Origin of the sequence: Accumulibacter sp. (genome assembly GCF_029255285.1) — a bacterium.
GTDB lineage: Bacteria > Pseudomonadota > Gammaproteobacteria > Burkholderiales > Rhodocyclaceae > Accumulibacter.
The window spans coordinates 1-12,608 of the sequence record NZ_JAPUVI010000041.1 but is presented as its reverse complement, the minus strand read 5'-3'; the positions used below and the strand labels follow the sequence as shown (position 1 = coordinate 12,608).

Annotated in this window: 16 protein-coding genes and 2 pseudogenes; 15 read left to right on the top strand and 3 right to left on the bottom strand. The window is 64.4% G+C overall.

Going from position 1 to position 12,608, the window contains the following annotated elements; translation table 11 throughout:
* Positions 1 to 37: 37 nt before the first annotated feature.
* The gene (locus tag Q1M07_RS05805) at positions 38 to 937 is read right to left on the bottom strand and encodes a FecR domain-containing protein (protein WP_300451974.1); all 900 of its coding nucleotides are present in this window, start codon (positions 935 to 937) and stop codon (positions 38 to 40) included.
* 110 nt (positions 938 to 1,047) lie between these two features.
* Here Q1M07_RS05805 and Q1M07_RS05800 point away from each other — a divergent pair, with 110 nt between their 5' ends.
* The 7 genes from Q1M07_RS05800 to Q1M07_RS18720 all read left to right on the top strand — a co-directional run bounded on the left by Q1M07_RS05800 (position 1,048) and on the right by Q1M07_RS18720 (position 5,233).
* Positions 1,048 to 1,638 (top strand): RNA polymerase sigma factor, encoded by a 591-nt coding sequence (locus Q1M07_RS05800; protein WP_300451972.1) that lies wholly within the window; start codon positions 1,048 to 1,050, stop codon positions 1,636 to 1,638.
* Positions 1,635 to 2,456: a hypothetical protein gene (locus Q1M07_RS05795; RefSeq protein ID WP_300451969.1), complete on the top strand. Its 822-nt coding sequence runs from the start codon at positions 1,635 to 1,637 to the stop codon at positions 2,454 to 2,456. Before Q1M07_RS05800 ends, Q1M07_RS05795 begins: the two co-directional genes overlap by 4 nt.
* Before the next feature lie 67 nt (positions 2,457 to 2,523).
* Positions 2,524 to 3,309, top strand: coding sequence for a hypothetical protein (locus Q1M07_RS05790; protein ID WP_300451966.1), 786 nt, complete (start codon positions 2,524 to 2,526; stop codon positions 3,307 to 3,309).
* A gap of 130 nt (positions 3,310 to 3,439) precedes the next feature.
* Positions 3,440 to 4,309, top strand: coding sequence for an HDOD domain-containing protein (locus tag Q1M07_RS05785; RefSeq protein ID WP_300451963.1), 870 nt, complete (start codon positions 3,440 to 3,442; stop codon positions 4,307 to 4,309).
* A 95-nt stretch (positions 4,310 to 4,404) separates the two neighbouring features.
* Entirely contained in the window at positions 4,405 to 4,569 is a 165-nt protein-coding gene (locus tag Q1M07_RS05780) for a hypothetical protein (RefSeq protein WP_300452081.1), read from the top strand.
* A gap of 40 nt (positions 4,570 to 4,609) precedes the next feature.
* On the top strand, positions 4,610 to 4,777 hold the full coding sequence (locus Q1M07_RS18725; RefSeq protein ID WP_366983978.1) for a hypothetical protein: 168 nt from the start codon (positions 4,610 to 4,612) through the stop codon (positions 4,775 to 4,777).
* A gap of 9 nt (positions 4,778 to 4,786) precedes the next feature.
* Positions 4,787 to 5,233 (top strand): hypothetical protein, encoded by a 447-nt coding sequence (locus Q1M07_RS18720; RefSeq protein ID WP_366983977.1) that lies wholly within the window; start codon positions 4,787 to 4,789, stop codon positions 5,231 to 5,233.
* Positions 5,234 to 5,375: 142 nt separating this feature from the next.
* Here Q1M07_RS18720 and Q1M07_RS05770 read toward each other — a convergent pair whose 3' ends face one another.
* Positions 5,376 to 5,813, bottom strand: a complete 438-nt coding sequence (locus tag Q1M07_RS05770; RefSeq protein WP_300451960.1) for a hypothetical protein — start codon at positions 5,811 to 5,813, stop codon at positions 5,376 to 5,378.
* A gap of 200 nt (positions 5,814 to 6,013) precedes the next feature.
* Positions 6,014 to 6,172 (bottom strand): annotated as a pseudogene (locus tag Q1M07_RS05765) (ISAzo13 family transposase); the annotation flags it as partial.
* 186 nt (positions 6,173 to 6,358) lie between these two features.
* On the opposite strand from Q1M07_RS05765, the gene menA reads away from it, so the two are divergent.
* The 8 genes and pseudogenes from menA to Q1M07_RS05725 all read left to right on the top strand — a co-directional run.
* Positions 6,359 to 7,261, top strand: coding sequence for a 1,4-dihydroxy-2-naphthoate octaprenyltransferase (gene menA / locus Q1M07_RS05760; RefSeq protein ID WP_300451956.1), 903 nt, complete (start codon positions 6,359 to 6,361; stop codon positions 7,259 to 7,261).
* 274 nt (positions 7,262 to 7,535) lie between these two features.
* Positions 7,536 to 8,774: an L-serine ammonia-lyase gene (locus Q1M07_RS05755; protein WP_300451953.1), complete on the top strand. Its 1,239-nt coding sequence runs from the start codon at positions 7,536 to 7,538 to the stop codon at positions 8,772 to 8,774.
* A 156-nt stretch (positions 8,775 to 8,930) separates the two neighbouring features.
* Entirely contained in the window at positions 8,931 to 9,368 is a 438-nt protein-coding gene (locus Q1M07_RS05750; protein WP_300451950.1) for a group 1 truncated hemoglobin, read from the top strand.
* 25 nt (positions 9,369 to 9,393) lie between these two features.
* Positions 9,394 to 10,053 (top strand): SDR family oxidoreductase, encoded by a 660-nt coding sequence (locus Q1M07_RS05745; protein ID WP_300451947.1) that lies wholly within the window; start codon positions 9,394 to 9,396, stop codon positions 10,051 to 10,053.
* A gap of 235 nt (positions 10,054 to 10,288) precedes the next feature.
* A complete protein-coding gene (locus Q1M07_RS05740) occupies positions 10,289 to 10,645 on the top strand; it encodes an MTH938/NDUFAF3 family protein (RefSeq protein ID WP_300451944.1) in 357 nt (118 codons plus the stop codon).
* A gap of 114 nt (positions 10,646 to 10,759) precedes the next feature.
* Complete coding sequence (locus Q1M07_RS05735) at positions 10,760 to 11,797, top strand: quinone-dependent dihydroorotate dehydrogenase (RefSeq protein ID WP_300451941.1); 1,038 nt, start codon at positions 10,760 to 10,762, stop codon at positions 11,795 to 11,797.
* Positions 11,798 to 11,894: 97 nt separating this feature from the next.
* On the top strand, positions 11,895 to 12,479 hold the full coding sequence (gene rsxA / locus Q1M07_RS05730) for an electron transport complex subunit RsxA (RefSeq protein WP_300452075.1): 585 nt from the start codon (positions 11,895 to 11,897) through the stop codon (positions 12,477 to 12,479).
* Positions 12,476 to 12,608 (top strand): annotated as a pseudogene (locus Q1M07_RS05725) (electron transport complex subunit RsxB); the annotation flags it as partial. The gene rsxA and the pseudogene Q1M07_RS05725, both read left to right, overlap by 4 nt.

Genomic DNA, 12,608 nt, shown 5'->3' with positions numbered 1-12,608 from the left:
GACAGGCGGCCGAGACGGTTAGACTCGGCACTCGGCGTCAGCGACCGATAGCCGTTGGTGAAGGGATCGGGAGCGAGGGGGCGAACTGTTTCGCCAGTTCGGCCGCTTCATTCCCGGTCGTCAACCGGGTAAGGCGAACGGAGTAACGATAAGTCCCACCGGCGGCCGGTTGTGGCTTGATCCGGGCCTCGTAGCCAGCGTCGCGAAGACGGTCGTAAAGGGCGAGTGCTGCGGACTCACTATCTACGGTAGCCACTTCTACCCCCCATTTGTTTTGCCGAGGATCTGAGCGGCGGTCAAAAGGCGGATCGGTTTGCGCCGTCCACGCGGACAGTTGCTGCTGGCTGGCTATCTCGAGCGTCAGTGGCGCCTCCCCTTTTGGTGCGTTGTAACAGCGCAGCGGCTGGTCCATCTGCTGCGCCTCGGCCTGCGGGTGAACGACGGTGATGCCGCCCTCGAGCAGGCAGATGCGGTCTCCATCCTGATCGGCAGAGCCCCAAAGGTCCGTTCCCCGAATGGTCGCGGTGATTGAGCCAACGCGCAGATTGACGGCCCGCTGCCGAACACTTCTGGCCAGGGCGCCGGTGCTGAAACGCAGCGTGCCTTGTCGCAGGTCGAGAGCCGCCGTGAAGACATCTCGCTCGCGTACGCCCAGCGCATTCAATTCGAGGCGGCTGTCGGCGCCGAGTCCGACGACGCTGCCATCGCCGAGCTGAATCCGTAGGCGGGCGCCGGGCCCTGTAATCAGGTGATCGCGATTGCGCAGCACCAGCCCCGTCGAAAGCTTTTGCCGCATGCCGTGTCGCTCGATCCAGGCGGGCGTTTGCACGCGGTCGACGATTGCCTCAGCTTTCGGGCCGGCGGCCGATGTCTGTGCCGGCAGGATCATGGCCGGCAGACAGCCGCCTAAAATAGCGCACACACGATGCCAGGTCATTAGCGGTCTCCGATGACGAAGGGAGATGATTCTAACACCCGGCGCGGTGGCTTCGGCTTTGGCTAGCGGTGCTTGCTTGCGTTTGCTCAGCCAGCCGCTAGACTGCGCGAATGCGAGGAGAGTGGAGCGACGAGCGATTGATGCTGGCCTACCGTGCTGGTGACGCCGAGGCGTTCACAACGCTTTACCGTCGCTATCGAGGCTCACTCTATCGTTATCTCGACCGGCATTGCGGGAACACGGCGCTTGCCGAGGAGCTTTTTCAGGAGGTCTGGATCAAAGTCATCAACGCGCGCGCCGGCTACGAACCGCTGGCACGCTTCTCGACATGGGTTTTCCGGATTGCGCGTCACCGTCTCATCGATCATTATCGGCAACAAGCGCCCCGGTTGGCGGCCAGCTTCGCGCCGCTCGGCATGAACGATGAGCTCGACCCCGTGGACGAGTTGATCGACCAGTTGCCCGCTGCCGATCACGAGACGCCGCACGCTCTGCTCGAACGTCGGACGACCGCAGAGCGCATCAGCTTGGCCTTGGCCGACCTGCCAGTCGCCCAGCGTGATGTTTTTTTGCTCGCCGAGGAGGGTGGATTGACCCTAGACGAAATCGCCGCCGCGACCGAGACGGGGCGCGAAACGGCGAAGAGCCGCCTGCGCTACGCGCTGGGCAAATTGAGACATTCGCTGCGGGACTTGCTATGAGCGAGCCGCTCCGGGATTCGCCGAGAGATCCAAAACTCTCCGCTCTGTACCGGCAGTTCTCGGTGGCCGAGCCATCGGCCGCGCTGGACCAGCGTGTTCTGGCCGCAGCGCGGGCAGCGCTGGCCGATCATCGTGTGCCGCTGCGTGGCAGCTGGTGGTCGCGCTGGCGCACCTCACTAGCCCTGGCGACGACGCTCGTGTTGAGTCTAACTCTGGCCCTGCTGCACGAACGGCAGCCGGCGTATCGATCGACGCCACCTACTAGCGAGCCGACGCTGCCCGAGGTACGGCGCGATGCACCGAGCGATCCTCTGGCTGAGCGAGCCGGACCGACACCCGCTACTGTTTCGGCAGTACCAGCGGCGGCGTTGCAGAAGCCGTCGGCGGCCAGCGGGAAGATCGCACCATCTTCGCCCGCTGGGGCTAGCGAGAACGAGGCGCCCGCCGCTGCCCGATCGACCGCCGAGTCCGCTTCGCCGAAGCAAGACGAACGTCAGGTGTGGCCGGCGGCCCCCGCCGCGACGTCTGCCGAGGCGAAGCGTGAGAGCCCGTGGCCAGCCCCGGTCGAGAGTACCGCCGGGGTGAAGGAGCGTGGCGAAACCGCGCGCCCCACGGCCGCCCGCTCGTCTTCGGTCCTCCGTGACACCTCGCCTGCCCCCGCGGAGTCGAGCGTCGACCAGGCTCGCTCTCCGGCCGTCTGGCTCGACGAAATTCGGGCACTGCGGCGCGCCGGGCAGATCGAGGAAGCTGCGCGGCAACTGCGCGAATTCCGACGTGCCCATCCAGACTACCCTCTGCCAGACGATCTTCGCCGCTGACTCGACCCCGTTTGCCGGTCGTTAGCGTTTACACGGTCACCTACTCACTTCAACCAAGGAGACCGTCATGAAAAATATCCCCACCCTGTTCGCCGCCCTGTCGCTGGCCGCCTGTGTTGGTATCGCTGACGCCGGTGCGCTGGTTGACATCAGCGTCATCGACCGCAGCAGTGGTCAGACGCTCGAAGTCTATCGCCATCAAGGGCGCCTGTATGTCGCCGGTACCCCCGGCAAGCGCTACGTTGTCCTGCTGCGCAACAAGAGTGCAGGACGGCTGTTGACCGTGGTATCGGTCGACGGTATCAACGCGCTGAGTGGGCAGACGGCGGCCAGCTCGCAGTCGGGTTATGTCCTGTCGCCCTGGCAGTCGGCGGAGATCGGCGGTTGGCGGAAGAGCATGGATGATGTCGCCGCTTTCTATTTCACCAGCCTGGCCGATAGCTACGCGGGGCGCACCGACCGGCCCGAAAACGTCGGCGTGATCGGCGTCGCCGTCTACCGTGAGGCGACCCTGGCCGTCACGCCACCGGTGAGCAGGCAGGCGCGCGAACACGAGCGGGCCGCCGCCCCGGCCGCGTCGACCGCTGAAGCGAAGACAGCGGCAACGGCGCGTGACGAAGTGGGGGGCCGGCTTGCGGAGTCGCGTCTGGGTACCGGCCACGGCGAGCGCATCAGCGCTCCGACCCAATACACCGATTTTCGCCGTGCCACGGAGCTGCCTTCCGAGATCGTCGCCATCCATTACGACAGTCGCACCAACCTTCTGGCCCAGGGCATCATTCCGCGCGCCAAGCCCCAGCCGCCGGTCGCCAACCCGTTTCCCGGCGGTTTCACTCCCGATCCACGCGGTTGATGGCAGGGCGGCGCCCGGCCACCAAAATCGATGCCCCAGCGCCCGGTACGCGGAAGGCATTTTGCTGAGACCGCATGAGTTCTGCTTCGCGAATCGGGGTATGCTTTATTTTTTTCGCGAGGTTTGCGTCATGACGCCACAACACTTGGTCCAGGAAGTCAGCCAGCTCTTTACCCTGCCCGAAGTGGCGGTCCGCCTGAACGAACTGATCGCTTCGCCGGATTCCACGACCCAGGAGTTGGTCGAGGTGGTGGAACTCGATCCGGGTCTGGTCGCGGCGCTGCTGAAGCTGGCCAACAGCGCCTACTATGGGCTGAAGGCTCGGGTCGATAGCCTTCCTCGGGCGATCGCCGTGATCGGTGAAGGGGAACTGCAGGTGATGGCCATGGCGACGTCGGTGACCACGACCTTCAAGGGCTTGCCCGCCGACCTGGTGGACATGGCCAGCTTTTGGGACAACAGTGTGACCTGCGGGGTGATTGCCCGGCTTCTCGGTCGTCGCTGCCGCTTTCGCCAGACCGAACAGTTGTTCCTTGCCGGATTGCTGCACGCGGTTGGCCGGCTCGTCTTCTACACCTGTCTGCCCGATGAATACCGTGCCCTGCTGGTGGCCGAGAAACCGACGGACGAGACTTTGCTGGCCGCCGCCGAACGGCGCGTCTTCGGCTTTGACTATGCGGTGCTGGGCGCGGAATTGCTCAGAGCATGGAACTTGCCGGCGATTCTGCAGGTTCTCGTCGCCTGCCAGCTACAACCTGACCAAGCCACCGCGTTCCCGCGTGAGGCCGCCTTGCTGCACGTGGCCAACGTTTTGGCGGCCGGCGTATCGCCGACGCTGAAAGGAACAAACGGCCAGACCGGTAGCGCCGCTTGTGACGCCGTCGCCTGGGCATCGCTCGGGCTGGACGAGACAGTGGTGGCCGACGTGATTCTGGAAGCCCGGTTGCAGGCGATGGAAGTTCTGGCGATCATCAGCCCGGCCGCCTCCGTGATCTATTGACTGCTGGTTCGCCGTGGCGGGTGTTGGCCGCCTGCCAGGATCCTTCGCTTGTCGCTTGCGGCGCTTCTCCGGGGCGTGGCAATGCCTTGGCCACGATGAGCGACGGCCTGAACAAGACCGAAATGCTTTGCCGCCTCGCCTCTTGGCAGGCCGTCGAGGCGGCCGAACCGGCGTTCCTCGCCGGGATGGCGGGTTCGATGGTCAGCGCCTGGGCCGATGGTTTCGACGAAACCTGGAGCGATTCCCTGGCCGGTAAGTGATTGCCTGGCTGTCACGTAAGCTTGCGGGTTGACGCGTGCCGTGCCAAGCAGCAACCAGCGCTTTCCGCCGCGCCTCCTGCCACTCGGCGACAGCGCGTGGACGGTCGAGTTCGGCGAGCGTATCGACCCGTCGATCCACGCTCGGGTGATGGGCTTGGGCGCGGCCCTCGAAAAAGCGCGGGCGGTCGATCCACTGTTTGCCAAGTAGCCCTACACGATGAGCGTGGAAAGCGATCGCTTGGGCATTCGTCTCGCTGGACCGGCACTTGCCCATCACGACGCCGACAGTGCCAATATCGTCTCGGATGGCGTGGCACCGGGTGTCATTGCATTGCCGCCCCGGCGCGACGAATCGCTTTGCCGTGGTAGACCTCGCGAGGGCGGCCGCCCGGCTTGCCGCGCGCGAAGCGCGCTGGCACGACTGGAGGGAAAGCATCCGCGGCCAATGGCGTTCCGCCAGGAAGCGGCTGACTGCTTCGACCGTCGTCAGCGCCATGGCCGCCGCTTGTGGCGAGGTCAAACGAACGGCGGCTGCGTCCGCCTCGTACTCGTTTGCCCGTGCCATCGGAAACGAGAAAGCGTTGAAGTAGGGTGCGAACCAGTTCAGAAAAGGCTTGAATGGGAAGCCGCCACGGCTTTGTCTCGCCTCGAGCGCGGTCTGTAGACGACCCCAGCGCAGTTTCTGGAGGTATACCCAATTCGACGTTCGTCCGTGATCGCGCGCCAGGTGCCCCAACTCGTGTGCCAGCACCGCGGCCAACTTGTTCCACGCCGAGTGCCTTCAGAAGCGGCAGACCGACAAGCAGCTAGCGGCGTGGCCATCCGAAAATACCTAGCCGTGGCACCGGCACAACCCCGGCATTGAGATCGGCAGTGATCAGCAAGCGATCGATAGGCCGCGCACCCAATTTCCGGCGCAGGCGATCGACCAGCGTAAACAGCTCGGGCGCCTGCGTCGCCGCGATTGCCCGTCCGGCCGGGGGGTCGATGCGCACGCACAGCGCCTTGGCGACGATCCACAGAAACACGCCGACGACGATGGCCAGCTTTACCGCCATCGCCTTGAGCATCAGCACCGCAGCGACCAGCCAGCCCAACACGGCGAGGCGCGACAACAGGAGCAGCACCAGGTAGGCGTTACCGAGCAGAGCGAGCAGAACGACCTTGGTCCGATACGCGGCCGGGTCGCGGCGCGCCTGCGGCTCGAGCCGGTCGAGCAGGGCGACAAAGTTTTCGTTGGTCATCACAGGTTCTGCGCAATGCGTTTGATTCGGTCGCCCAATCGGCCGCGCGAGCGGGCAGGCAAAGCCGCCGTTTTCGGCCCCCGGGGGTTGTCACGGCACATCTCCGCCACGGTCGGATTTTCCGATTTCGATGGCCTATGCTGGTGGCGCTTCATGGCGCAAGAAAGAATCGATTAAACTATAGAATCAACAGCTTTTCATCATTGTTCCGAGGTACTGGCCTGTCGGTCCGTTCGCCATCGAGGCGCGCGGTAGGCGTTGCCGCCGCAGGCGTCGGCGGTGATCATCAGACGGCGAGCATTCGGGTGCGTCGCCTGTCCCATTCCAAGCCGCCAGCTCCGGAGGCACACGACGGCGAATGACACTGACCCAACTCGTCGTCGCACTCGCGGTGGGTTGGAGCGGCGCCAGGAAGATCGTTGGCTCATCGTATAATCAGTCTGGATGACTCGGGATGACTTCTCTTCCCGGCACGGTCGACAGTCGTTGGCTGTGCCTGCTCGGCGCTGGCCAGGTATGTCGGCGGCTTGCGAAGGACTTCGTCCGTGAGCACGGGGATCGAGCGACCAAGTCCGAGCGGCGTCTGGTGGCTGGCCATTCGGCCGAAGACACTGAGCGTCTCCGCGGTCCCGGTGCTGATCGGAAACGCGCTTGCCTGGTCAGAGCGGGGCTTCCTGGATATCTGGTTGGCGTTGGTAACCTTGCTGGCCGCGCTGTCGATTCAGATCGGCACCAATCTGCACAACGACGTTTCCGATTTTGAGCGCGGTGGCGATACCCCGAGGCGGCTCGGGCCACCGCGCGCCACGGCCATGGGCTGGCTGCCGGGATCTGCCGTCAGGCGGGCCGCGTGGACCGCTTTTGCCCTGGCCTTCAACTTCGGCATCTATCTCGCCTGGTTCGGTGGCTGGCCGATCATCGCCATCGGCCTGGCTTCACTGCTCGCCGGCTGGGCCTACACCGGCGGGCCGCGACCGATCGCCTATTCGCCGCTCGGCGAGGGTTTCGTCGTACTGTTCTTCGGCTTGGCGGCCGTCGGTGGCAGCTATTACCTGCAGACCTTGTCGATCGCGCCGGCCGCGCTGCTTGCCGGGGCCATGGCCGGGCTGTTCGGGGCAGCGGTGATCACCGTCAACAACACGCGCGACATCCAGTCCGACGCCAGCGCTGGCCGACGCACGCTGGCGGTCATTCTTGGCCGGCGGGCCGCGACGTGGATCTACGGTGTCGAAGTTCTGCTTCCCTTTGCGTTGCTGCCCGGCTTGGCGGTGCTCGTCGGGCACGGCGCCCGCCTGACTTGGCCAGCGTTGCTGCTGCCCCTCGCGCTGCTGCAGATAGACCGTTTCCGGCGTGCGGCGACGGGGCCGGTTTTCAACCAGATGTTGGCCGCCACGGCGCGCTTGCAGTTGTTCTTCGCACTCCTGTTGACACTGGCGATCGTCGCCTAGCGACCTATCGGACTTGGACGCCCGCCTTGTCTCCTGCGCGCGCTTTTCAGGCGGCTCAGTGTCGAGACGTCTGGTCTGGCGTCCATCAGCGTCGCGGCATTTTCCGGCCATTTCTGCCGACGCTCGGCACCTGCAATATCCCGCCCGGTGGGCGAGGGGTAGGCTTATACTCCAGCGAATGTCGATACATCCCGGCAAGGCGGTCGGCAGGCGGCGGTTTGGCAAGCTGACTTCATCGACGATTTCTTGACCATTCGCGAGGCGCAGCCAGCCCATGAAATCCCTGCAGGAACTCTACCGTATCGGTCTTGGCCCCTCGAGCAGCCACACCATGGGGCCGCGTTTTGCCGCCATCGCGTTCAAGACCGCCAACCCGCTGGCGGCACGCCTGCGCGTCACGCTCTACGGAGCCCTGGCTGCCACCGGCCGCGGTCACCTCACTGATCTGGCGGTCAGCGTGCCGTTCTTCCCGACACCGGTGGACATCGTTTGGCTGCCCGATCGATCCCTGCCTCTTCACCCTAATGGAATGCAGTTCGAGGCGCTCGACGCCATGGGCAGTGTTCTGACGAGACGCGTCGTTTACTCGGTGGGTGGCGGCGCGCTGCTCGACGAGAACGGCCAGCCTGACGGCGGCGACGAGGTGTATCCCTATGCCGGCATGCTGGAGGTTCTCGAACAGGCTGAACGCGAGGGGATGGGCATCTGGGAAATCGTCGAACGCCACGAAGGGCCGGCCATCTGGCACTATCTGTGCCGCGTCTGGAAGAGCATGCAGAAGACTATCGCGACCGGTCTGAACGCCGAAGGACGTCTGCCGGGGACGCTGAACGTGTCGCGCAAGGCTTCGGCCTATCACGCCCGTGCGCAGAGCCTCGCCGGCTACTTCGGCCAAACGGCCTTGCAGTTTGCCTATGCACTGGCCGTATCGGAAGAGAATGCGGCCGGTGGCGAGGTGGTGACCGCGCCGACCTGCGGCGCCTGCGGCGTGCTCCCCGCGGTGTTGTTCTTTCTGCAAGGGCACGCGCGCTTGTCGGACGAAAAGATTTGCCGCGCGCTGGCGACGGCCGGGATGATCGGTAACATCGTCAAGCGCAATGCGTCGATTTCGGGGGCCGAAGTCGGCTGCCAGGGCGAAGTCGGAACCGCCTGTGCGATGGCGGCCGGCGCCGCGACGCAACTCCTGGGGGGGTCGGTGCGGCAGATCGAGTATGCGGCAGAGATGGGGCTGGAGCATCATCTCGGCCTGACCTGTGACCCCATTGGCGGCTATGTGCAGATTCCCTGCATCGAGCGCAATGCGGTGGCTGCCGTCCGCGCCGTCGACTGCGCTGCCTACGCCCTGCTTTCGGACGGCCACCACATCGTTTCATTCGACGAGGTGGTCCGTACCATGTGGGAAACCGGCTGCGACATGAAGGTAAGTTATCGGGAGACGGCACGCGGCGGTCTGGCCAAGATCCACGCGCTACGCAAGAAAGGCGCCAGCAGCGTCAGCGGCATGGGTAGCTGAGCGATCCGCATGTGGGGGCCATCGACAGGGCCGCTGTTCTGCCACCCGGACAAGGGCCTCTGCATCCAAAGGTGGGCGTGACGCGTACGGTGGCTAGGTGGTCGTCCTCCGCGGCGACCATCGGACGACGCCTATTCACCCACGGAGGATTTACCGATGAAACTGACTCACTCCCTACTCGCTGCTCTTCTGGCGACCGCGTTTAGCACACCGGCACTGAGCGAAGAATCGCCAACGTTGTACAAACGCCTGGGCGGTTACGACGCTCTGGCGGCGGTGACCGACGATTTTCTCGGTCGGCTGTTGCCCGACCCGAAACTCGGTCGGTTCTTCGTCGGACATAGCAGCGATTCGCTCAATCGCATTCGCGGCGAGATCATCGACTTCTTGTGCGTGATCAGCAAGGGGCCTTGTTCCTACAGCGGCCGCGACATGAAAACAGCGCACGGGGGGCTGAAAATCACCGATGAGGACTGGGACATCTCGGTCAAGGCCTTGAGCGCCACGCTCGACAAGTTCAAGGTTCCCACTATCGAGCGAAAGGAAGTCCTGACGGCCGTTTCGGGCTTGAAGGGCGATATCGTTGGGCGCTGATCGCGCTCCCGGACGGCGACCGGCCATGGCGGTGACGAGAGGGACGGTGGTGGTGACCGGGGGAACGGGTTACCTCGGTACGCGTCTGGTCGAGCGATTGCTGACGCGCGGGCACCGGGTCAGACTTCTGGTGCGCCGCTCGGCAAGCGGACGCGTTGCTCCCGGGGCCGAGGCCGTGGTTGGTAACGCGCTCGATTGCGAGTCGATCGCCACTGTCTTGCAGCCAGGCGACACCCTCGTCCACCTGGTCGGTACGCCGCACCCCAACCCGAGAAAAGCGGCAGAATTCGAGGCGGTCGATCTCGCTTCGATTCGCGCCGCCGTGAGCGCGGCGTCGCGCCTGTCGGTAGCTCACCTGGTATACGTCAGCGTCGCGCAGCCGGCGCCGGTAATGCGCGCCTATGTCGCCGCCCGGGCCGCCGGCGAGGAGGCGATCGCGCGCAGCGGCGTGCGCGCGACCATCCTGCGTCCCTGGTACGTCATCGGCCCAGGGCACCGCTGGCCGATCATTCTGGCACCGCTCTATACCTTGGCGGCGTGCGTTCCGCGCTGGCGTCCGGCGCTCGGTCGCCTGGGGCTCGTCACCCTGGAACAGATGACGCAGGCGCTGCTTCGTGCCATCGAGGAACCCCCGGCAACGACCTTGGCCATCGTCGAGGTGCCAGAAATTCGCCTGGCACGCTGAATCCGCCGTCTTGCCGCCCGACGCGTTTTGGAAACTGGCGCTGACTTTGTGCGCGCCGGGAGGTCGAGCGCCGCGAAGCTGAGTTTGCGGGCGGATCTCCGTCTTTCGGGTGGCTGAGGCAGACCCGTTGTGCTATCGGTTCCAGAAGGCTGATTCGGCGCTCGAACGCCCGCCGGCGCCTTGAAATGTTGCGCGACGAGTGATAGAAGGTGCGTTTCAGTCTGGAGGGCGCGCCATGAAAATCGATTCGACCGCGTTTGGCAGCATCACCGTAGACGGCGTAATCTATGCGCACGATGTACTGATCCGCTTGTCCGGCGAGGTGGTGAGGCGCAGAAAGCGGCTGTCGAAACAGCACTATGGCACCTCGCACACCATTTCCCGGGACGAAGCGGAGTTTGTCCATGAGAACGGTTGCGAAACGCTGGTATTGGGCGCTGGCCAGTATGGCAACGTGCACCTGTCGTCGGAAGCCGCCGAGTTCTTTGCCGAACGCCACTGTCGCGTGATTCTGCAGCCGACTTCGGAGGCCATCAAGACCTACAACATGGCGAAAGGTGGCACGGTCGGGCTGTTCCACGTCACCTGCTAAAGGCTTGCCAGGGGCAATGAGCTTGCGGCGCGCGCTTACGTTCTGCGCCCGGCAATTCTCGGCTGGGGAGCAGTCCGCTCACGCCGGCATGTTGCGATGCGGTAAAATGCGCGGATGATCTATCCGCTGCTGCGACATCTCTTCTTTTCCTTGGACGCCGAGACCGCGCATAGCGTTGGCATGGCTGGCATCGACTTTCTCGATGCGGCCGGAGTCACCTGCCTGTTGGCCTCGCCGGTGCCGCGCGACCCACGGCGTGTGATGGGGATCGACTTTCCCAACCCGGTTGGTCTGGCCGCCGGCCTCGACAAGAACGGCGAACACGTCAACGCTTTGGCGGCGTTGGGTTTTGGCTTCATCGAGGTGGGCACCGTCACGCCGCGTCCGCAGCCGGGGAATCCCAAGCCACGTCTGTTTCGCATTCCCGCGCAGCAGGCTATCGTCAATCGCATGGGGTTCAACAACGATGGCGTCGACAAGTTGCTGGCCAATGTCGTCGGCGCGCAGTTCACACGTCGTGGCGGCGTTCTCGGGATCAATATCGGCAAGAATTTCGATACGCCGATCGAAAAGGCGGCGGACGATTACCTGGTCTGCCTCGACCGCGTCTATGCGGCGGCGAGCTACGTCACAGTCAATATTTCGAGTCCGAACACGAGAAACCTGCGCGACCTGCAGAACGACGACGCGCTCGATGCGCTGCTCGGTCGTCTCAAGGCGGCGCAAGCCGGGCTCGCCGATCGCCACGGCAAGTACGTTCCGCTGGCGCTGAAAATCGCTCCCGACCTCGAAGACGAACAGATTCAGGCGATTGCCGACCTCTTGCGACGGCATCGGATGGACGGCGTCATCGCGACCAACACCACCGTTTCGCGCGTCGGCGTCGAGGGATTGCCAAATGCCGAACAGACCGGCGGGCTTTCGGGTGCGCCGCTCACGGCGCGGTCGACGGCGGTTGTTCGTCGACTGGCGGCGGCGCTGGCCGGCGAGTTGCCGGTCATCGGCGTCGGCGGTATCTTGAGTGGTGCCGATGCGGCGGCCAAGATCGCTGCCGGCGCCAGTCTCGTCCAGTGCTATACCGGCTTTATCTATCGCGGTCCGCAACTGATCGCCGAGGCCGCGGCGGCGATTGCCGGGCTGCGTCGCGCCTGAGCCTGGATGGCGTCGTCGATAACGTGGTTGCATGGTCTCACTCGCCGCAGGATAATCGCCGGGCCGCGGAGCGCGCTGCCCATCGCCCATGCAAACTATGACTCACTACCTGTTCATCATCGTTGGCGCGGTCCTCGTCAATAACGTCGTGCTGGTCAAGATCCTCGGCCTCTGCCCCTTCATGGGGGTGTCCCGGAAACTCGAAACCGCTTTCGGCATGGGCGCAGCAACCACCTTTGTGCTGACCGTCGCTACCGGCGCCAGTTACATCATCGACCACTACCTGTTGATGCCCTTCGGGCTGGAGTACCTGCGCACCTTGTCCTTCATCGTCACCATTGCGGCGATCGTCCAGCTCACCGAGATGGTTATTCAGAAGACCAGTCCGTTGCTGCACCAGGTGTTGGGCATTTACCTGCCGCTGATCACGACCAATTGCGCCGTTCTCGGCGTGCCCCTGCTGAACGTCGCCAACAAGCACGACTTCGTCGAGTCGCTGCTGTTCGGTGCCGCTAGCGCGATCGGTTTCTCGCTGGTCCTCGTCCTCTTCGCGGGTATCCGCGAGCGCGTCGAAGGCGCCGACGTACCGGTTCACTTCCGCGGAACCGCGATCGCGATGGTCACCGCGGGGCTCATGAGCCTGGCTTTCATGGGTTTCGTCGGACTCGACAAGTATCAATGATCATTACCTTGGCGATCATGGCACTCGGCGCCATCGTCCTGGGCGCGGCGCTCGGTTATGCGTCGATCAAGTTCAAGGTGGAAGGCGATCCGCTGGTCGAAAAAATCGAGGCGATCCTGCCGCAGACGC